Source organism: Streptomyces sp. N35 (genome assembly GCF_016464295.1).
Lineage (GTDB): Bacteria > Actinomycetota > Actinomycetes > Streptomycetales > Streptomycetaceae > Streptomyces.
Map to the genome: position 1 here is coordinate 95,651 of NZ_JAEIMH010000015.1, position 20,820 is coordinate 116,470.

A 20,820-nucleotide genomic window follows, 5' to 3' on the forward strand; every position below is an offset into this window, starting at 1 on the left:
GCCCGGACCCCGGCTGCGGGTCCGGGCGGCAGGTTCACCGCAGGCGTCAGGTCACAGGCCCGCCAGCTGCTGCCCCACTCGGGAGACCCCGGCAGGAGCCCCGTTGATCACGAACTGGGAGCCCGGCTCGATCAGGACGTCACCGTCCCGCGAATCGCTGATCTCGACGTTCGTCAGCGTCGCACTGCCGCGCGCCCCGCCCATCGCGAGGATGCCCGAGCCGTTGTTGGACTTGGAGATGGTCACGTTCTCCACCTTCACACCCGGCATCTCACCGCCACCCGTCTTGAACTGGATGCCGTCGTACGTCGAGTCGTGGATGTCCGTGTCCCGGATCGTGACACCGGGGATGCTCGGCCCCTGGGCGAAGAGCGTGATCGCGCCGAACTCCTGGTCCTCGTTCCAGAACGCCCCACCCGTGCGGTACAGCCCGTTGTTCGCGATCAGCGTCTGGCCCGTGAACGGGATCGGGTCGTGGTCGGTCGCGAGCATGATGCCCGGGTAGTTCATTGTGTCACTGATCAGGTTGTTCTCGATTCTGTTGCCGTAACCGCCGTACACGGCGATCCCGTTGGCCCGCCACGGCAGCTGCACGGTGTTGTTGCGGAACACGTTGTCGTGGCCGATGTCCACCGACGTGTCCTTCACGTACTTGCTGGCCCAGACCGCGAGCGCGTCGTCCCCGGTGTTGCGGAAGGACGAGTTGTAGACGGTCGAGTTCCGGGTGCCGTTGGTGAAGTTGATGCCGTCCGCGTACGTGTTGCGGATCCGCATCCCGCTGAACTCCAGGCCGTCGCCCGGGTTCCACAGCTCGGGGATGTTGGAGTAGTCGCGGCCCACCCACGCGCCGACGTTCGCGTGCTCGATCCAGACGTTGCTGATCTTCGTGCCCTTGCCGAGCCGGCCGTTGATCCCGACGCCGCCCTCCGCGTTGCCGTCGCCGCCGCGGATCTGGCCCGAACCGAAGATCGCGATGTCCGAGATCTTGGTGTTGTCGTCGATGTCGAAGCCGAAGTTGCCCTCGTGCGGGTGGTTGATGCCGCCCGCCTGGTGCGGGGGCGTGAGCGTGTAGAGCTGCGAGTGCCACATGCCCGCGCCGCGGATCGTGACGTCGCGGATGCCCACCTGGTTGAACTGACCCCGGTTGAGCGGGTCGTCGGTGAGGATCTTCTGCTCCTGGCGCCACTGCCCCGCCGGGATCCACACGCAGGAGATGTCGCCGTTCTGGTCGGCGGTCACCGCCTTCTGGAGCGCGGTCGTGTCGTCGATCCCGTCGTTCGGGATCGCGCCGTACTCGGTGATCGAGGTGCACTCCGCGGGCTTGGACGCGGCCGGCGCCACCTGCTCCAGATCGATCAGGTCGACGATGTAGTACGCGGCGTCGTCGCCGGCATCGCGCTGCAGCCGGAACTTGGTGCCGGCGGGGTAAGTGTTCGCGAGCAGCGCGTGCGACTCGTCGAAGAGCCGGCGTGCGTCACCGCCCGGGGTGTTGGTCAGGCCCTCCGGCTGGTCGGTGTTCCCGTACAGCCAGCTGTGCTTGGAGGAGAGCTTCACCTTCTGTACGAACTGGCCGTCCGCGTACAGGCTGAGCGTCTTCTCCTGGCCGCCGCCACCGGGCGCGTCCGGGATGGAGTTGCGTACGACGATCGAGTTGGCCGCGCTGGTGGAGGTGAACTCCACGTACTGGCCGGCCGAGTTGAGCCGTACCGACTTGCGGCCCGAGGACTCCGAGGCGAAGTTGGTGTGGCCGAAGGTGCGCTCCGCGTCCGCTTCGAGCAGCGTGCCCTCGTAGCGGCCCTCCTCCGCCTCGTACTCGGCATACGGGACGGCGGCGCCGCGGCCGACGACGATCGAGCGCGCGAAGACGTTGTTGTCCTCGTTGGTCTCGTCGACCGTGTCCGTGGCGTCGGCGGTGGCCGTGAGCGTGGCGCCGCCGCTGGTCGCGGTCCAGGTGCCGGACAGGTCCACGGTCGCGGTGGTGCCCGCGGCGATGGCCGGTGCGGTCCCGTTCAGGGTCTTGTCGCCCACGGTCAGGCGGGTGACCGAACCCGCGCTCACGGCCGAGGTACCGCGGTTGTGGACCTTCACCGAGAAGGAGACGTTCGAACCGACGGCCGGGCTCGACGGGTTGGAGCTGATCCCGGTGACCTCCAGGTCGGGTCCCGGGGTCCGGCCGACGGTGAGCTTGTCCTCGGCGGTGATGCTGTTGTTGTCGTTGTCCTGCTCGGCGACCGTGTCCAGCGGGTCGACCACCGCGGACACCGTGTAACTGCCCTGCGCCCGCTTGCCGAGCGCGACATCGACCGGCGCGGACTCGCCGGCGCCGAGCGCGGGCACCTGCGCGGTCCCGGCTACGGTGCCGCCGAGGCTCACGTCGACGGTGGTCGCCGCGGCGGCCGCGCTGCCGGTGTTGCGTACGGTCGCCTTCGCGGTGATCGCGTCGCTCTCGCTGGGGGTGTCGGGCGACCAGGTCAGGCCCGAGACGGAGAGGTCCGGGTTGGGCGCGGGTTCACCGTTGACCTGGAACTCCGCGATCTGGCCGGCGTATCCGGAGGTGTTGCCGGTGATCTTCAGCTGCACATCGGCGTAGCGCCCGGAGACCGGGATGCCGACCGAGTTCTGGTTCGCGGCGGGATCGAAGACGTAGTCGGCCGATGCCTTGATCGAGGTGAAGCTCTGCTCGCCCTGCTTGCGGGCGAGCACCTCGATGGTCTGGGTGCGCTTGGACCAGGCCGGATCGGGGTTGAGCTTGAGGACCACGGAGGAGAGCTCGGCGTCCGCGCCGAGCTTCACGGTCAGCGTCGACGGGTGATGGCCCGCCTCCCAGTAAGTGCTCGTGGAGTTGTCGTTGGCGTTGGTCGCGAAGTAGTTCTGGATCGAGGACGAGGCCTCGATCGGCTTGCCGACGGCGAGATTGGTGACCGCCGCGGCCTTCGCGGTATGCGCGGCCTCGGGGGGAGCGGCCGCTGCCACGGCCGCCGGGGCGAGTGCGCCGGCTATCAGCCCGGCGCCGAGACAGGCTGCCAGCAGCCGTCTGTTGCGTCGTCTTGCTCGCGTCATCTGCGGGTGCGCCTTCCTGATGGGGGGTTGGGGGGAGGGGCGGCCCGGGCTCCTACGGCCGCACACTCAAGCAGCGCGGCCAGAGGAGCACAAGATGTCGGCGAGATATTGCAAATATTCTACAGCTCTCTGGAACATCGGATCACTGTGCGGAGCGGGCACGATCTGTACGCCACCGCCCAGGCATCCCGGCGGTGCCTTGCCGTCCGGCCGCACGAAGTGACCTCGCAACTTGCCAGGCCGCCCACGCAACGCCGCGACGGAGCCCGGTGCGAGAATTGCCTGATGGGGCGGCGATGGGGTGGATCAACTGGCCTGAAACAGGCCTTCGGCGGCGCGAACCTTGCCAGGGAACGGGTCTGACGGCTCGTCACTGCGGGGGGCTCGTGACGCAGTCGTAATCTTGCAATGTTGGATCGAAATCTTGCGTACCCCTGCTCGTCGTCCTAATGTGACGCACCGATCAGGGCAGTGCCCTGGGCGTCACCCAGAGGAGCCGTAATGAAGCCCCGTAACCTCGCGATCTTCCTGATCTCATCAGGCCTCGTTCTCACCGCCACGGCGTGCGGCGGCGACGACTCGGACTCCGATGCGGGAGGCGGAGTCACCATCACCGTCGCCTGCCAGCCGGCGAAGACCGCGCCGAAGACGCGCAAGGCGTGGGACGACGACGTCGCCGCGTTCGAGAAGGCGCACCCGGGCGTGAAGGTCAAGAGCACCGACCAGCAGCCGTGTTACGACCCGAAGACCTTCGCCGCGAAGATCGCCGGCGGCCAGATGGAGACCGTGTTCGTCGTGCCGGTCACCAACTACACGGATGTCATAGCCAAGAAGCAGGCGAAGGACATCACCGGCGTCACCAACCTGGTCAAGAACTTCGGTGACATCAAGCAGGACGCCCGGGACATGGTCACCAAGGACGGCAAGGTCTACGGCGTCCCCAACGTGAACTACAGCGTCGGACTCGTCTACAACCGCGCGCTCTTCGAGAAGGCCGGCCTCGACCCCGAGGCCCCGCCGCAGACGTGGGACGAGGTCCGCGCGGCCGCGAAGAAGATCGCGGACCTGGGCGACGGCCACGTCGGATACGGCGAGTACGGCGGCGGCAACGTCGGCGGCTGGCACTTCGCGCAGTCCATCTTCAGCCGCGGCGGCGAGATGGTCGTCGACGGCAAGGCGGCGTTCAACAGCGCCGAGGGCAAGGCGGTCCTGCAGACCCTGCACGACATGCGCTGGGAGGACGACAGCGTCGGCAAGAAGGTGCTGATCGGCTGGGAGACGCTGATGCAGCAGATGGGCGCCGGCAAGACCGGCATGATGCTCGGCGCGCCCGACGTGGTCACCGACGTGGTGCAGAAGTTCCAGGGCAAGGTCGAGGACTACGGCATCACCTCCATCCCCGAGGGCAAGGCGTCGCTGACCGGCGGCGAGGCCTACATGATCAACCCCAAGGCGAACGCCGCCGAGACCAAGGCGGCCATGCAGTGGATCGACTTCCAGTTCAACACCCCGGGCAAGGGCCGGCACGACTACGCGCGCGGCAAGGCCAACGGTGACCCGGTGGGCGTGCCCAACAACGACTACATGGGCGACTCGCCGACCGGCCAGGAGATCATCAAGCTCCGCAACGACAACGCGAGCCTCCCGGTCGAGAACTACCAGACGTACATCGACAAGGCGGCGACCGTCACCGCCAAGCTCGAGCCGCCGAAGGCGCAGGAGCTGTACGCGGTGCTCGACGTGGCCATGTCGGCGGTCCTCACCCGCGAGAACGCGGACATCGACAAGTTGCTTGCCGACGCCGAGACCAAGGCCAACAAGATTCTTGCGCAGGGCTGACGGCGCGGATCAGGGGTGCCGCATCCGCCGACGGCGGAACGCGGCACCCCGCACCACGGGCGGGGAACGGGAGATCACCATGGACACAATGACCCTGCGGACGAAACGGCCGGCGAGGCCGCCACGTCGCAGGCCACCCTCGAAGCGGAAAAGGGCGGTTCAGAACAACCTCACCGCGTACGGATTCCTGTGTGCGGCACTGTTCTGCTTCGCGTTGTTCGCGTGGTGGCCGATGATCCGGCAGATCATCATGAGCTTCCAGGAGACCAACCTGGTCGACGAACCCACGTGGGTGGGCCTGGACAACTTCCGTACGGTCGTGGAGGACCCGGCGTTCGGACAGGCCTGGAAGAACACCATCGCCTTCACGTTCCTCGCCCTGGTCTGCGGCTATGTGATCCCGTTCGCCGTGGCCATCATCCTGAACGAACTGCGCCACGCCCGCGCGTACTTGCGCTTCGTGGTCTATCTGCCGGTGATGCTGCCGCCGATCGTCTCGGTGCTGCTCTTCAAGTGGTTCTACGATCCCGGACCCGGCCTGTTCAACTATGTGCTCGACGCCGTGGGCCTGCCGACGCTCTCCTGGCTCGACTCCACCGACACCGCGCTGATCTCCCTGGTGCTCGTCTCCACCTGGATGAACATGGGCGCCGGCGTACTGATCTACCTCGCCGCGCTGCAGAACATCCCCGGTGACCTCTACGAGGCCGCCGAACTCGACGGCGCCGGGATCTTCAAGCGGATCTGGAACGTCACCGTCCCGCAGACCCGGCTGATCCTGCTGCTCATGCTGATGCTCCAGATCGTCGCCACGATGCAGGTCTTCATCGAGCCGTATCAGCTCACCGGCGGCGGACCCGAGAACGCGACGGTCACCGTCGCCTTCCTGATGTACCAGTACGCCTTCGTCTACGGCGGCAACTACGGCGCCGGCAGCGCGCTCGGCGTGATGCTCATGATCGTTCTCCTTGCGGTCGCCGCGGTCCAGCTCCGGCTGACCCGCGACGAGAAGAGGTAGCCCCATGGTTCACGCAACAGCCCACCGGGACACGGCAGATGAGACCCGCAAGGTGCCGCCGCCCTCCGTACGCACCAGGAAGAGGCGACGCCGCGCCGCCTGGGCCGACGGCCATGCGCGCACCATCGTCTCGCCGCTCGAACTCAAGTCCCGCTGGGGGACGAGGATCTACTGGGCCGTGCTCGCGGCCGTCCTCTCCGTCTTCACCCTGGTCTTCGTCTTCCCGCTGTACTGGATGGTCACCGGCGCGATGAAGTCCGGCGAGGAGATCGCCCAGATGCCGCCGACGCTGTGGCCCGGGGACCCGGACCTCTCCCGGGTCTCGGGTGCCCGGGGGCTCTTCGTCATCGGCACGCTTCTGCAGAACACCCTGTATTACGCGGTAGGCGCCTGGCTCTTCACCCTCGCCGTCGACGTCACCGCCGCCTATGCCCTGTCCAAGCTCCGGCCGATGTTCGGCAACGCGATCCTGGGCGCGATGCTGGCCACGTTGATGATCCCGCCGATCGTCGTGATGATCCCCGCATACGTCACCGTCACCGACGTGCCGGTCTTCGGCTGGCAGCTGCTCAACTCGCCCTGGGCGATCTGGTTCCCGGTGGCCGCCAACGGTTTCAACATCTTCCTGCTCAAGCGGTTCTTCGACTCGATACCCGACGAGATCCTCGAAGCGGCCGAGATCGACGGCGTACCGCCCTGGCGGGTGCTCGTCTCGATCATCCTGCCGATCTCACGGCCCATCCTCGGTGTGGTCTCCATCTTCACCATCGTGATGGTCTTCAAGGACTTCCTCTGGCCGCTGCTCGTCCTGCCGGACAGCGAGAAGATGACGCTCAGCGTGGGTCTGTCGCAGACCGCGGGAGCCGTCTCGCAGAACCAGATCATGGCCGGTCTGGTGATCGCGAGCATCCCGATGATCATCGTGTTCTTCTTCTTCCAGCGCAGCATCATGGCGGGCCTGACGGCCGGCAGCCTCAAGGGCTGACCCGCACCCCGCACCCCTCGCCCTTCACCAAAAGCACTCCGCCGCCGGTCTCCTCCATGCCCCCGCCAAGACCGGCGGCGGGGTCCCCACCTGCCCGAAAGGAACCTCCCGTGGCAGTTGTTGAATCGTCCCGCACCGGCGATCTGCCGCCCTCGCGCACCGACGACTGGTGGCGTGACGCCGTCATCTACCAGGTCTACCCACGCAGCTTCGCGGACGGCGACGGCGACGGTACGGGGGACCTCGCGGGTGTCCGTGCGAACCTGCCGTATCTCGCCCGACTCGGCGTGGACGCCGTCTGGTTCACGCCCTGGTATCTCTCGCCGCTGGTCGACGGCGGCTACGACGTGGCCGACTACCGCACCATCGACCCGGCCTTCGGCACCCTCGACGAGGCGGAGAAGCTGATCTCGGAGGCCGCCGAGTTCGGGATCAGGACGATCGTCGACATCGTCCCCAACCACCTCTCCGACCAGCACGCCTGGTTCCAGGCCGCCCTGGAGGCGGGCCCCGGCAGCCCGGAGCGGGAGCGCTTCCACTTCCGCCCGGGCCGCGGCGAGAACGGTGAACTGCCGCCCAACAACTGGCCCTCCCAGTTCTCCGGCGAAACCTGGACCCGCGTGCCCGACGGCGAGTGGTACCTGCACCTGTTCGCCCCCGAGCAGCCCGACCTCAACTGGTCGCACCCCGAGGTCCGCCGCGAGCACGAGGACGTGCTCCGCTTCTGGTTCGAGCGCGGCGTGGCCGGCGTCCGTATCGACTCGGCCGCCCTGCTCACCAAGCACCCGGAGCTGCCCGACTTCACCGAGGGCGTCGACCCGCACCCGTATATCGACCAGGACGAGATCCATGACATCTACCGTTCCTGGCGCGCGATAGCCGACGAGTACGGAGGCATCTTCGTCGGCGAGGTCTGGCTCCCCGACAGTGAGCGCTTCGCCCGCTATCTGCGCCCCGACGAGCTGCACACCGCCTTCAACTTCAACTTTCTCGCCTGCCCCTGGGACGCCGGCCGGCTGCGCCGCACCATCGACGACACCCTCGCCGAGCACGCGCCGGTCAAGGCCCCCGCCACCTGGGTCCTGTGCAACCACGACGTGACGCGCACGGTCACCCGCTACGGCCGCGAGGACACCGCGTTCGACTTCGATACGAAGGCCTTCGGCACCCCCACCGACCTGGAGCTCGGCACCCGCCGCGCCCGCGCCGCGGCGCTGCTCACGCTGGCCCTGCCCGGCTCCGTATACCTCTATCAGGGCGAGGAGTTGGGCCTGCCCGAGGCCGACATCCCGCTGAGCCGCATCGAGGACCCGATGCACTTCCGCTCCGGCGGCACCGACCCGGGCCGCGACGGCTGCCGGGTGCCGCTGCCGTGGGTGTCCGGCGAACCGCACAGCGGATTCGGCTCGGATACGGAGCCGTGGCTGCCCCAGCCCGCGTACTGGCCGCAGTACGCCGTGGACGTGCAGAGCGAGGATCCCACGTCGATGCTCACCCTGTACCGCACGGCCCTGCGGCTGCGCCGCGAGACGCCCGGCTTCGGCGACGGTCCGATGACCTGGCTGCCCGCCGACAACGGTGTCCTCGCCTTCGCCCGTACCGACGCGCTGGTGTGCGTGGTGAACCTCTCCGGCGCTCCGGCCACGCTGCCGTCGCACGAGGAACTCCTGCTCTCCAGCGGCCCGTTGGCCGCCGACGGACGGCTGCCGGGCGATACGGCCGTATGGCTCCGCCGGTGACCTGACGCCGGCGGACGAGCCCGGGCCCGCCCCCTGGGGGGGGGGGGGGGGGCGGGGGCGGAGGACCACCCCCCCCCCCCCCCCCCCCACCCCCCCCCCCGACCCTCACCAGCACCTCCGCACCGCCCGCACCAGCACCTCTGCACCGCCCGCACCAGCACCTCTGCACGGCCCGCACCAGCACCTCTGCACGGCCCTCAAGTCCTCGACGCCAGGCGGACCTCCATGAGCAGAGCCATCGAGTTGCGAGAAGTGAGCAAGAGATACGGCGACGCGTACGCCGTGCGCCGGGTCTCCCTGACCGTGGAGCCCGGCGAGTTCCTGGTGCTCCTCGGCCCTTCGGGCTGTGGGAAGTCCACCGTGCTCCGCATGATCGCGGGTCTGGAGGACATCACCGAGGGCGACCTGCTGCTCGGCGGCGAACCCGCGAGCGATGTACTGCCCCGCGAGCGGGACATCGCGATGGTGTTCCAGAACTTCGCGCTGTACCCGTCGATGACCACCCGCGAGAACATCGCGTTCCCGCTGCGCCTGCGGGACCCCTCGACCGACCACGGCCACCAGGTGCGCGCGACCGCGCGGATGCTCGCCATCGAGGACCTCCTGGAGCGGCTGCCCGCCCAGATGTCCGGCGGCGAACGCCAGCGGGTGGCGATGGGCCGGGCGATCTCCCGGCGACCGTCGGTCTTCCTCCTGGACGAGCCGCTGTCCAGCCTCGACGCCAAATTGCGCAGCCATCTGCGCGCCGAGATCGCCCGGATCGTCGCCGAACTCGGCGTCACCACCGTCTATGTGACGCATGATCAGGCCGAGGCGATGTCGCTCGGCGACCGGGTGGCGGTGATGCGGGACGGCGTGCTCCAGCAGGCGAGCGCGCCCCGCGACCTGTACGCCCGCCCGGCCAATGTCTTCGTGGCGGCTTTCGTCGGCACCCCGCGCATCAACCTCCTCGAGGGCGTGGTCAACGCCCCCCTTGACGGCCCCATGGCCCTCGACCTCGGGCGTCAACGCCTGCGTCTGCCCCAGCCGTTGACCACCGACCACCAGCTGCTCCGCATCCAGCAAGGGCGACCGGTGATCGTGGGCCTGCGCCCCGAGGCCGTACGGATCGGGCCGCCGAGCCAGGCGCGGCCGGGCGAGGCCGCGCTCGGCGGGATCGTGGAGCACGTGGAGTATCTGGGGCACGAGGTGCTCGTTCATCTGAACACCGGCTCGCGGCGGGCCGTCGTTCCCGACCTGGAATCCTCCCGGCCCGCCGCGGACGGCGCCGCGGTGCGCCCGGCCCGCAGACCCTGGCTCGACCGGGTGCTGGACCGGGTGAGTTCGCTTGCGGCCGCGCGGGAGTCGGCGCCGGCCCCACGCCCTGCAAGGTCGGCGTAAGTGCCGGGCCCTGGTGGGGGCCCCGGGGGGCCGGCCCCCGGCCCGGTGCCTGGGTCGGTCCCTGGGCCGGTCCCTGGTTCGATCCCGCCCGAGCGTCGTACGACGGCGGCGGGCGATCTGGTGCTGCGGTCCGGCCCCGAACACCGCGTACGCGTCGGCGCCCACATCCCGCTCCTGGTGGACCTGGCACGGCTCTACGTCTTCGACCGCACCGGGATGCGCATCTGCCCGGCCCCGGACCGGATGCCGGCGCTGCACACCTGAGACCGACTCAGCGCGCGGACCCCTGCGCCCCGATGAGCTCCGACACCCGTACGAACCGGTAGCCCTGCTTGCGCAGCGCGGGCACGATCGTACGGAGCGCCTTCTCGGTCGCGGGCGCGGCGCTGCGGGTGCAGTGCATGACGACCACCGAACCCGGCTTGACCCCGCCGAGTACATCCGCGGCGACCGCGTCCGCATCGGTCGCGAACGCGTCCCCGCTCACCACGTCCCACTGCACGGCCGTCACCCCGCCGGCCGCGAGCGCGCGCAGGGCGGTGCGGTCGTAACACCCGCCGGGGAAGCGGAAGTACGGCACCGCATCGCTCACCCCCGCCTTCTCGAAGGCCCTGAACGCCCGCGCCACATCGGCCTTCATGTCCTTCGGCGCGATCGTCGGCAGCCCGTAGCAGTCCTTGGTGAAGGCGTAATGGCTGTACGAGTGATTGGCGACCTCGAAGAGCGGATCGGCGCCGATGGCCTTGGCCTGCGCCGGGTACTCCTCGGCCCAGCGGCCCGTCATGAACACGGTCGCCGGCACCTTGTACCGCTTGAGCGCCCGGATCAGCTCCGGATTGTCGAACCGCTCCCCGCGCGCGGCCCGCGTCCCCTGGTCCGCCGTCATATCGGCGTCGAAGGTCAGCGCGACCACCTTCTCGCGCCGCTCCCCGTTCTTGAACACCGGAGCGAGCCCCTGCGGACCGGGCGCGAGCGTCGGCGGCCGCGAGGTCTCCGTCCCGGGGGAGGGCGTGGGGGCGGCCTTCTTCGGTCCGGCCTCCGAGCCGCAGCCGGCGACGGCGGTGGCGGTGGCGAGCAGAGCGCAGACGGCGAGCGTGCGTACGCGAGCGGTGAGGGTCGTCACGCGCAGACGTTAACCCGGAAAATCCGACAAACCGCTCATTTCGCAAACGGGTGTCAGGCCGGCGCCAGGGGGTGGCCGACCACGCGGGTCACTCCGCGGCCAGCAGCCGCTCCCGGCACTCCGCCACGTCGAAGTCGCCCTTCGGGTACTGCGGGTCCAGGGCCTCGAGGTGCTCCAGGAGGAGCTTGCTGATGGCCCAGTTGCGGTACCACTTGCGGTCCGCGGGGATCACGAACCACGGCGCCGCCTCCGTCGAGCAGCGCTCCAGGGCGATCTCGTACGCCTCCTGGTACGCGGGCCACAGCGCGCGCTCCTCGATGTCGCCCACGTTGAACTTCCAGTGCTTGTCCGGGCGGTCGAGGCGTTCGAGCAGCCGGCCGCGCTGCTCCTCGTTGCTGATGTGCAGGAAGCACTTGATGACCGTGACGCCGTCGTGCGTCAGTGACTTCTCGAAGCGGTTGATCTGGCCGTAGCGCCGGCCGAGCTGGCTGCGCGGGACCAGTTCGCGCACCCGGGCGATCAGGACGTCCTCGTAGTGCGAGCGGTCGAAGATGCCGATCTCGCCGCGCTCGGGCAGCGCCTTCATGATCCGCCACAGGAACGGGTGGTTCTGCTCCTCGGGCGTAGGTGCCTTGAAGGCCTTGATCCGGCAGCCCGAGGGGTTGAACAGACCGATCACATGCTTGACCGTGCCGCCCTTGCCGCTGGTGTCCATGCCCTGCAGGACGAGCAGCACACGGCGCCGGTCGCCCGCGGTGCTCGCCGCGTAGAGCCGTTCCTGGAGGTCGGCGAGACGTTCACCCATACGGGCCAGATCGGCGAGGGCCTCGGCCTTGTTCGCCGGTCCCGCGGGGGTGGCGCGGGCGTCGTACGTGGAGAGGTCGAGGCGTTCGCCCTCGGGGACGCGCAGCAGCTCGGAGAGCGAGGCCGTGGTCCTGGACCCGGTGCCCCTGCCGTCCTTCGCCCTCGCGGGCTTGGCGGCCTCAGCGGGCTTGGCAGCCTCCGCGGGCTTGGCGGCCTTCGCCTTCGCGGCCTTGTCGGTCCTCGCGGGATTGTCCGCCTTGGCCTTCGCGGCCTTGACCTTGGTCTTCCCGGCACCGCTTGTCGCCCTGCCGGACTTCTTGCCCGGCTTTTCCGCCTTGGTCTTCGTCTTGGCCACGGCCTACCCCTAACGTCAGTCCACTCGATCCTGCGACGGATCGGCGACGGCCGCGACCGCTGCGCACCCGCCGCCCCGAAGGGCGGGCTGTCGTCCACAGCCCGCCCACGCCGGCGGCTACGAGTGCCAGGGCCCCGTCACCGCGAAGGTCGTGCCGGGGTTGTAGCAGTTGACGTACATCGTGTCCCAGTCCGGCGAGAACGTGCAGCCCGCGAACTCGCCCCACTCCGGGGCCTCGGGCGTCCCGATGTTCTGCCGGTTGCCGGCCATCGGATAGACCTCGCCGCGCCGGGTCAGGCCGTACACGTGCTGTGCGCCCTCCCCGTCCTCGCACACCATCAGACCGCCGCTCGGGGCGAGGCAGATGTTGTCCGGTTCCTCGCCGGGCAGCTGGATGTCCGTGTCGGGACCGAAGACGATCACCAGCGTGAGACGGCGCGACGAGGGGTCGTACCGCCAGATCTGGCCGTAGTGGTCACCGGCCGAGCCCTCGCGGCTGCGCGCGTAACTGGACACGAAGTAGACCGACTTGCCGCCCCAGTAGCAGCCCTCCAGCTTCTGGGCGTGGGTGATGCCCTTCGGGCCGAAGTCCTGCAGCCGGATGGGGGTTTCCTTGGCCAGCGGGTCGGGGACGTCGACCCACTCGACGCCGTCGAAGCTCGCGCCCGTCTCCTGGATGGACGACAGATCCGGTACGCCGGGCACGCGCATCGCCTGCAGCCGTCCGCCCGCGCGCAGCGAACCGCGGCCGCCCTCGGGCTTGTTCGGCAGGAAGCGGTAGAAGAGACCGAACGGCTTCTGGAAGGCGTCCTCCGTCTCGTAGACGACACCGCGCCTCGGGTCGACGGCGATCGCCTCGTGCTGGAAGCGGCCCATCGCGGTGAGCGGCACGGCGCCCGTACGGCGCGGATCCACCGGGTCGACCTCGAAGATGAAGCCGTGGTCCTTGGTGTAGCCGTTGGTGCCGGCCTTGTCCTCGTTCTCCTCGCAGGTGAGCCAGGTGCCCCAAGGGGTGGGCCCGCCCGCGCAGTTGACGGCGGTGCCGGCGATGCCGACCCGCTCGTCCACGACATTGCCCCGGCGGTCGAGCGTGACGTTCGTACAGCCGCCCTTCGCGGCCGGGTCGTACGTCAGACCCTCGACGACCGGCACGCCGATCTTGCCGTTGTGCCGGTTCTCATGGTTGCGGACGAGGTGCGTACCGCCGCGCTTGGCGGCGAAGGCGGCCATGCCGTCGAAGTTCGTGGGCACCTGCCCCTCGCCCGAGCGCAGCGGCTCGCCTTCACGCGAAAGCACCTTGTACCTGAAGCCCTTGGGCAGATCGAGCAGACCGGCCGGGTCGGGCACCAGCGGCCCGTATCCGCCTCTGCCGTGCGCGGCGGCGGATCCTGTGAAGAGTTCGCTGAGCGAACCGGCGAAGGTGATTCCCACACCCAAGGCCCCGCCTCCGGCGAGGACTTGGCGTCGGGAAGCGGACGTACTTGTCTCGGTCATTCGGGCAACTCCCTGTTGGCGGACAGGAATGTGACCCGCCTGTGTGTACCACCTACGCCACGGCGCGGGAACCACGCGCGTAGCGTCGGCTCCCGCGTGTCCCGTCCTGCCGAAGCCCTTTCCAGGCTATCGGCGCCCACGGACAAGGCCGCCGGAAAGCCCACCGGCAGGCCCGCCTCAGACGCCCTCGACCAGCCGCTTCCCGTCCCGCGCGAGGGCGGTGAGCCGTGAGATCGCCCGGAAGTACTTCTTGCGGTAGCCGCCCTTCAGCATGTCCTCGCCGAAGATCCGGTCGAAGGGAAGGCCGGAGGCCACGACCGGCACCTCGCGGTCGTAGAGGCGGTCCGCGAGCACCACGAGCCTGAGCGCCGTCGACTGGTCGGGCACCGCGTCGACCCCGGTCAGGCAGACGGCCGACAGATCGTCGGTGAGCGCGCCGTACCGGCTCGGGTGCACCTTGGCGAGGTGGTCGAGCAGGTGGGGGAAGTCGTCGAGACTCGAGCCCTGAGTGGCGTACGCGGTCTTCGTGACCTGCTCGTCGCTGTACGGCGCGGGCGCCTCGGGCAGCCCGCGGTGGCGGTAGTCATCGCCGTCGATCCGCAGCGCCTTGAAGTGCGCGGAAAGGCCCTGGATCTCGCGCAGGAAGTCCGCCGCCGCGAACCGGCCCTCTCCGAGCTTGCCGGGCAGCGTGTTCGAGGTCGCCGCAAGGGCCACACCCGCGTCGACCAGCTTGCCGAGCAGCGTGGAGACGAGCACAGTGTCGCCCGGATCGTCGAGCTCGAACTCGTCGATGCACAGCAGCCGGTGACCGCTGAGCGTGGCGACGGTCTGCTGGAAACCGAGCGCGCCCACCAGATTCGTCAGCTCGACGAACGTGCCGAACGCCTTCAGGGAGGGCTCCGCGGGGGTGGCGTGCCACAGGGAGGCGAGCAGATGCGTCTTGCCGACGCCGTAGCCGCCGTCCAGGTACACGCCACGCGGACCGGCGGGAGCCTGGACCTTCTTCTGGAACCAGCGCCGCTTGCCCGCCCCACTGGCGTGCGCCCCGCCGAGCGTGCCGGCGAAGGAGCTGAGCACCTGCACGGCCTGCGCCTGCGACGGCTGCGCAGCGTCCGGTACGTATGTCTCGAAGCGCGCCTTCTGGAAGCGCGGCGGCGGCACCATCTCGGCGACAAGACGCTCGGCCGGGACGTGCGGCTCGCGCGCGCAGAGGGACTGGGGGGCCGGATCGGCTATCGGATGGCGGCCGGCGGCAGCAGGAGAAGGCGACACAGGTCCCCACTTTACGGGCCGTGGAAGACTGCGGGACATGCGCAGTCTGTTCCCTGTGACCGATGAGACAGCAGCCGGCGGCCCGGGAGAGGCCCGGAAGTGGAGCCTCGACGAGCTCGCCGAACGGTACGCGTATCCACCGGGTGGCACCCCGTGGCTGCGCGCCAACATGGTCTCCACGCTGGACGGGGCCGCCCAGCACGACGGCCGTTCCCAGCCCATCTCGAGCGACACCGATATGCGGATCTTCGGCACCCTGCGGGCGCTCGCCGATGTCGTGCTCGTCGGTGCGGAAACGGTACGCCTGGAGGGCTACCGCCCCGCCCGCGCCCGCGAGGCGTTCGCCGCGCGCAGGGCGGCGGCCGGGCAGGGCCCGGCCCCGGCGATCGCCGTCGTGAGCGGCAGCCTGGACCTGGACTTCTCGCTGCCCCTGTTCACCGAGCCCCTCGTGCCGACCCTGATCGTCACCGGCGCCGAGGCGCCCGCGCACCGGATGAAGGCCGCCGAGCAGGCCGGTGCCCGGATCGTGGTGGCCGGGGACGGTGCACGGGTGGACCCGGCAGCGGCCGTACGGTCTCTCGCGGACCTCGGCTTCACCCGGCTGCTCACCGAGGGCGGGCCGCGGCTGCTCGGCCAGCTGGTCGCGGCGGGCGTTCTGGACGAGCTGTGTCTGACGGTTTCGCCCATGCTTGCGGCGGGTGACGCCCAGCGGATCGCGGGGGGACCGTACCTCCCGGTGCCCGAGCGGCTGGAACTCGCATCGCTGCTGGAAGAGGACGGGTTCCTGTTCTGCCGCTACCGTCGAACCTGACAATCAGCGGAATCTGTCGTTCCGTTTCCCGCTCCGGTGGGCACACTAAGACACGCAGACCCCGTGCGAACACGGGGAAGGATGGTTTCCGCAGGGGCTCTGGGCCCCGAGGATCCGCAGGTTCCGCAGGGGCCGGAAGGCTCCAAAGGAGAAGGGCGCCGGACGTGTTCACGAGCGTATTGATGATCGAGAAGGCCCTGTCGGCCATCGACGTGGAGTTCGTCACGACCCTGCACGGAGACGACGACGTCTCCTTCGTCGTCCTCATGCAGCCGCGAGGTGATCAGGACCGGCTCCTGCGCGCGGTGGACGACGTGGCGCTCGGCGAACTCGAAGAGGCCGTCCATGAGGGCGACGTACCCGAGGGCGAGGACGCCGTGGGCCCCGCGCAGCAGGCGCTCGACCACTCGCTGGCCGCGCTGCGCGAGGCCGGCTGCGAGTCCGTCGGACATCTGGTCGAGGACCATCCTCTGGACGTGCTGTCCTCGATCGCCGAGCGGACCGGCGCGGACGAGGTGATCGTCCTGACGGCCCCGCACTATGTCGAGGAGTTCTTCCACCGGGACTGGGCCTCGCGGGCGCGGCACAAGGTCGGGGTGCCGGTCCTCAAGCTGTACGCGCACAGCGAGTAGGTTGCGGCTCGGCCCGGCGGTCCCACGCCGGGCCCGCCGGGCGGAGCCGCCCGGTGCTCAAAGGGGCCCCGCGCAGCACTTAGGCTGGGTCCCCGCCCCAGCACGCGACCCCTCGGGAGACCTCGTATGACGCCCGGCATCCCCCCTGCCCTGGACCGACCGCACTTCATCGGCATCGGCGGCGCCGGAATGTCGGGCATCGCGAAGATCCTCACCCAGCGCGGCGCGAAGGTGGCCGGCAGCGACTCCAAGGCCTCACCGACCACCGACGCCCTGCGCGCCCTCGGCGCCACCGTGCACCTGGGCCACGACGCCGCCCACCTGGCCGAGGACGCCAGCGCGATCGTGGTCTCGTCCGCGATCCGCGCCGACAACCCGGAGCTGGCCGCCGCCGAGGAGCGCGGCATCCCGGTCGTGCACCGCTCGGACGCCCTCGCTGCGCTGATGGACAACCTGCGCCCGATCGCGGTGGCCGGCACCCACGGCAAGACGACCACGACCTCGATGCTCGCGGTCGCGCTCTCCAGCCTCGGCCTGAACCCCTCGTACGCGATCGGCGGCGACCTCGACGTCCCCGGTTCCAACGCCGAGCACGGCAGCGGCGAGATCTTCGTCGCCGAGGCCGACGAGTCGGACCGCAGCTTCCACAAGTACGCCCCCGAGGTCGCCATCGTCCTCAACGTCGAGCTCGACCATCACGCCAACTACGCCTCGATGGACGAGATCTACGACTCCTTCGAGACCTTCGCGGGCAAGATCGTGCCGGGCGGCACGCTCGTCATCGCCGCCGACCAGTCGGGCGCCGTGGAGCTCACCCGCCGGCTGCGCGACGTCTCGTCCCTCAACGTCGTCACGTACGGCGAGTCCGAGGGCTCGGACGTGCGTATCCACAAGATCACCCCGCGCGGACTGTCCAGCGAGGTCACCGTCCTCATCGGCGGCAAGCTGCTGACCTTCACCGTCTCGGTCCCCGGCCGCCACTACGCGCACAACGCGGTGGCGGCCCTCGCCGCCCGCGTCGCGAGGGGCATTCCGGCGCACAACCCGGCCGGTGCCATCAAGTCGTACACCGGCGTCAAGCGCCGCCTCCAGCTCAAGGGCGAGGCGGCCGGCGTCCAGGTCATCGACTCCTACGCGCACCACCCCACGGAGATGACCGCCGACCTGGAGGCCATGCGCGCGGCCGCCGCGGACGCCCGCATCCTGGTGCTCTACCAGCCGCACCTCTTCTCCCGTACGCAGGAGCTCGGCACGGAGATGGGCCAGGCACTGGCCCTCGCCGACTCCTCCGTGGTGCTCGACATCTACCCCGCCCGCGAGGACCCGATCCCCGGCGTGACCAGCGAACTCATCCTCGACGCCGCGCGCGCCGCGGGCGCGGACGTGACCGCCGAGCACGACAAGGACAAGGCCCCCGCCGTCATCGCGGGAATGGCGAAGCCCGGCGATCTGGTTCTCACCATGGGCGCGGGCGATGTGACGGACCTCGGTCCGCGCATCCTGGACCACCTGTCCGCGCACGCCGCCGAGTGAGGAGCTGAGGATCATGTCGTACGAGGTCGAAAAGCCGGACGAGCAGTGGCGTGCGGAGCTGACCCCGGCCGAGTACAAGGTTCTGCGCGAGGCGGGCACGGAGCCTGCCTTCGTCGGCGAGTACACGGACACGAAGACCAAGGGCGTGTACTCCTGTCGCGCCTGCGGCACCGAACTCTTCACGTCGGGCGAGAAGTTCGAGTCGCATTGCGGCTGGCCGAGCTTCTACGACCCGAAGGACTCGGACGCCGTGGAGCTCCTGTCCGACACCTCGCACGGCATGGTCCGCACCGAGGTCCGCTGCGCGAAGTGCGGCTCGCACCTGGGCCATGTCTTCGAGGGCGAGGGCTATCCGACGCCCACGGACCAGCGGTACTGCATCAACTCGATCTCGCTCAGGCTGGTGCCTGACGGGGAGTGACCTGACCCTTCCGCGGTGAAACCTGATCCCGCTCGGCCATCCTCCGGATGATGCCGGGCGGGATCGCCGGGTTCTGGGCGGCGCTTTCGGCGGTGCGGCCTTCGCGGAGGAGCGTGACCAGGACGCGGGCGGGGAGACGGGGGGAGCGGGTGGCGGCCCAGCGGACCGAGGAGTCGGGGTCGTCCAGGAGGCGGACCGCGCCCAGGCGGCTCAGGCGGGAGTCCTGGGCGGCACGGAAGCGGACCTCGCGGTGCGCGTCGAGGGTGAAGCGTTCGACGAGTTCGGGGGTGGAGTCCGGGTCGTCCAGGGCGAGTTGACGTAGCCGGGGGTTGGGGTCTTCGGCGTACTTGAGGAGATCGGTGCGGGGGAAGTTGGGGTGGGTGCGGGGACGGCCGGGGGAGGAGAGGCTGCCGTTCCACCAGTGCCAGACCTGGAGCAGCATCCAGGGCGGGGCATCGTCGCAGGACTCGGCGAGGAAGAGGTGGACGACGCGGTCCTCGTCGTGGGCGAGGCGGTCGACGACGTCCGGTGGGAGGTGGCGGGCGCGGGCGACGGAACGGCGGATCAGGGGGTGGGCGGAGGCGGCGAGGCGGCGCATGGCTTCGGGGTCGTGGTGCAGGGCCCGTACCCAGGGGAGGGTGTGGGAGCGGCTCGACAGATCGAAGTCGTAGGAAATGGCGGCCCGTTGGGCCTCGGTGAGGTCCGGGCGGAGAGCGAGGGTGCCCCGGACGGAGGGGTCGGGGTCCTCGGCCATGACGGCGATCAGGGCCCGGGGCAGGTGAGGGTTGTCGGCGAGCGCGCGGCGCAGCGTGGCGTCCGGGTGCCGGGACAGATGGTGGGCCAGCCCCGGTTCAAGGACGGAGCTGGTGACGATCCGGGTGGCGTCGTCGAGGTCGCCGCTCTCGAAGACGGCGCGCGAGACCGGGTGTTCGCGGTGGTGCAGCCGACGGGCGACGGCGCGGACGCCGGAGTCGGGGTCGGCGAGGAGCGCGCGGCGCTCGTCGGCGTCGAGGTCCGGCCAGGCGGCGGCGCAGGCGGACTTCCGGACCTGGGGCTCAGGGTCGTCGAGCAGGGCGCGGGCGACGGCGGTCGGCAGTCCGCTCAGCGAGGCGGTCTCGGCACGGACGCGCGGGACGGGATCGGCGGCGAGACGCTCGTAGGCGGCGCAGGTGAACGCAGCGCGGTAGTCGACGGCGATGCCGGCCAGGGCCCAGCGGTGATGATCGTTCTCCTCGGCGAGGACCAGGCGGCTCCACTGCTCAGGCGTCAGCTGGTTGGAACCCGTGTCGACCAGTGTGCAACGCACCTTCCAGTCCGGGTGGTCGATCAGTTGGTCGATCAGGCCGGCGGGCAGTTGGCGGCCGTAGTACCTCCCGGTGCGTACCAGGAGGTCGAGCCGGAGGTCGTCGGGCAGCGAGGGGTTGTGCAGGAGTCCGGTCGCCCACAACTGTCGTGTCCGCGGTGGAATCCGGAGCCTGCCGAACAGTCCGTCCCAGGCAGCTGCCCGCTCCTCCTCGCTCTCTTCCCGCGCCAGTCTCAGAGCCCGTTGCTCCTGATACGCCGGGATGTCGGCGACCACGATCAGCCAGATGCCGTACTCCTCGGTGGTGACGCCGATCAGCGTCTTCCCGTCCGGGGAGAGCGTCATGAACTCCGGGCAGCGGGGCTGATTCCGCAGGACCTCCGCGAGCCGCCACTCCTCCCCGAGCCGGACCCGGAACCAGCCGCCGTGTCCCAGCGTGACGAAGAAGCCCCCGTCCTTGCCGAACAGCCCGTGCGCGGTGGCCAGTCGGAACCATTCCGCGTCGGTGTCGGCGAACGGGTCGGCCGCATTCAGGGACACGTCAGAGGTCGGTACGGCGCTTCCTGCCGCGACAGGCCGCAGCGCGGCATAGGTGGGGAGGACATTGAAGCCGGCGCCCCAGCCGCCCGCGTACTCCAGTCCCGCCTCGGCGAGAATCGCGTCGGCCTTCTTCCTCGGCGTGATGGAGCGGTCGGCGTCCCGAGCGGCATTCATGACGCCGATTCTGGGAGCGTGAGAGTGCCCTGAACAAGCATGCTGGGCTGTGCTGTTCATCCTAGGTGAGGACACCCTCGGCCTGCCATGATGACTGTGCCATCACCCCCGGCTCCCAGGTCTCCATTGCGTACGGGCATTGGTTCTAGACTCGTCGGATGAGTCCGATGACTGATGGCGGGGCCGGATACGGCGATCTGGACGTGCTCGGCGTACTGAACGATCCGGTGCGGCGGCAGCTGTACCGGCATGTGGCAGCGGGGCCCGGTGACGGCGGGCGGGGTGCCGCCCCCCAGGCGGGCGGGGGGGCCCGTTCGCTGGCCCCGCCTCATCTTGA

Annotated in this window: 14 protein-coding genes and 1 pseudogene; 9 read left to right on the top strand and 6 right to left on the bottom strand. The window is 69.8% G+C overall.

Annotated elements, in window-relative coordinates; genetic code table 11:
* Positions 1 to 51: 51 nt before the first annotated feature.
* Positions 52 to 3,060, bottom strand: coding sequence for a CARDB domain-containing protein (locus tag JAO81_RS11445; RefSeq protein ID WP_199547678.1), 3,009 nt, complete (start codon positions 3,058 to 3,060; stop codon positions 52 to 54).
* Between the two features lie 501 nt (positions 3,061 to 3,561).
* Between JAO81_RS11445 and JAO81_RS11450 the strand changes: the two genes are divergently transcribed.
* From JAO81_RS11450 to JAO81_RS11470, 5 genes and pseudogenes are all read left to right on the top strand, one after another.
* Positions 3,562 to 4,899 carry an ABC transporter substrate-binding protein gene (locus JAO81_RS11450; protein WP_199547679.1) on the top strand — a complete coding sequence of 446 codons (1,338 nt, stop codon included), beginning with the start codon at positions 3,562 to 3,564 and terminating at the stop codon, positions 4,897 to 4,899.
* Between the two features lie 79 nt (positions 4,900 to 4,978).
* Positions 4,979 to 5,917: a carbohydrate ABC transporter permease gene (locus JAO81_RS11455; RefSeq protein ID WP_374194284.1), complete on the top strand. Its 939-nt coding sequence runs from the start codon at positions 4,979 to 4,981 to the stop codon at positions 5,915 to 5,917.
* Positions 5,918 to 5,921: 4 nt separating this feature from the next.
* The gene (locus JAO81_RS11460) at positions 5,922 to 6,902 is read left to right on the top strand and encodes a carbohydrate ABC transporter permease (protein WP_199547680.1); all 981 of its coding nucleotides are present in this window, start codon (positions 5,922 to 5,924) and stop codon (positions 6,900 to 6,902) included.
* A gap of 56 nt (positions 6,903 to 6,958) precedes the next feature.
* Complete coding sequence (locus JAO81_RS11465) at positions 6,959 to 8,641, top strand: glycoside hydrolase family 13 protein (RefSeq protein WP_199547681.1); 1,683 nt, start codon at positions 6,959 to 6,961, stop codon at positions 8,639 to 8,641.
* Between the two features lie 225 nt (positions 8,642 to 8,866).
* Positions 8,867 to 10,285 (top strand): annotated as a pseudogene (locus tag JAO81_RS11470) (ABC transporter ATP-binding protein).
* Between the two features lie 7 nt (positions 10,286 to 10,292).
* Here JAO81_RS11470 and JAO81_RS11475 read toward each other — a convergent pair.
* The 4 genes from JAO81_RS11475 to zapE all read right to left on the bottom strand — a co-directional run bounded on the left by JAO81_RS11475 (position 10,293) and on the right by zapE (position 15,069).
* Entirely contained in the window at positions 10,293 to 11,144 is an 852-nt protein-coding gene (locus JAO81_RS11475; protein ID WP_199547682.1) for a polysaccharide deacetylase family protein, read from the bottom strand.
* A gap of 88 nt (positions 11,145 to 11,232) precedes the next feature.
* The gene (locus tag JAO81_RS11480; RefSeq protein ID WP_199547703.1) at positions 11,233 to 12,057 is read right to left on the bottom strand and encodes a polyphosphate kinase 2 family protein; all 825 of its coding nucleotides are present in this window, start codon (positions 12,055 to 12,057) and stop codon (positions 11,233 to 11,235) included.
* Between the two features lie 363 nt (positions 12,058 to 12,420).
* On the bottom strand, positions 12,421 to 13,797 hold the full coding sequence (locus JAO81_RS11485) for a PhoX family protein (RefSeq protein WP_199547683.1): 1,377 nt from the start codon (positions 13,795 to 13,797) through the stop codon (positions 12,421 to 12,423).
* Between the two features lie 177 nt (positions 13,798 to 13,974).
* On the bottom strand, positions 13,975 to 15,069 hold the full coding sequence (gene zapE, locus JAO81_RS11490; RefSeq protein WP_199547684.1) for a cell division protein ZapE: 1,095 nt from the start codon (positions 15,067 to 15,069) through the stop codon (positions 13,975 to 13,977).
* 37 nt (positions 15,070 to 15,106) lie between these two features.
* On the opposite strand from zapE, the gene JAO81_RS11495 reads away from it, so the two are divergent.
* The 4 genes from JAO81_RS11495 to msrB all read left to right on the top strand — a co-directional run bounded on the left by JAO81_RS11495 (position 15,107) and on the right by msrB (position 18,466).
* Positions 15,107 to 15,880 carry a pyrimidine reductase family protein gene (locus JAO81_RS11495; protein ID WP_199547685.1) on the top strand — a complete coding sequence of 258 codons (774 nt, stop codon included), beginning with the start codon at positions 15,107 to 15,109 and terminating at the stop codon, positions 15,878 to 15,880.
* A 164-nt stretch (positions 15,881 to 16,044) separates the two neighbouring features.
* Complete coding sequence (locus JAO81_RS11500; RefSeq protein ID WP_199547686.1) at positions 16,045 to 16,512, top strand: indole-3-glycerol phosphate synthase; 468 nt, start codon at positions 16,045 to 16,047, stop codon at positions 16,510 to 16,512.
* Positions 16,513 to 16,638: 126 nt separating this feature from the next.
* On the top strand, positions 16,639 to 18,045 hold the full coding sequence (gene murC / locus JAO81_RS11505) for a UDP-N-acetylmuramate--L-alanine ligase (RefSeq protein ID WP_199547687.1): 1,407 nt from the start codon (positions 16,639 to 16,641) through the stop codon (positions 18,043 to 18,045).
* 13 nt (positions 18,046 to 18,058) lie between these two features.
* The gene (msrB, locus tag JAO81_RS11510) at positions 18,059 to 18,466 is read left to right on the top strand and encodes a peptide-methionine (R)-S-oxide reductase MsrB (RefSeq protein WP_199547688.1); all 408 of its coding nucleotides are present in this window, start codon (positions 18,059 to 18,061) and stop codon (positions 18,464 to 18,466) included.
* On the opposite strand, the gene JAO81_RS11515 is transcribed toward msrB, so the two are convergent.
* Positions 18,441 to 20,483: a PE-PGRS family protein gene (locus JAO81_RS11515; RefSeq protein ID WP_233415211.1), complete on the bottom strand. Its 2,043-nt coding sequence runs from the start codon at positions 20,481 to 20,483 to the stop codon at positions 18,441 to 18,443. The two genes, msrB and JAO81_RS11515, sit on opposite strands and share 26 nt — an antisense overlap.
* Positions 20,484 to 20,820 lie beyond the last annotated feature (337 nt).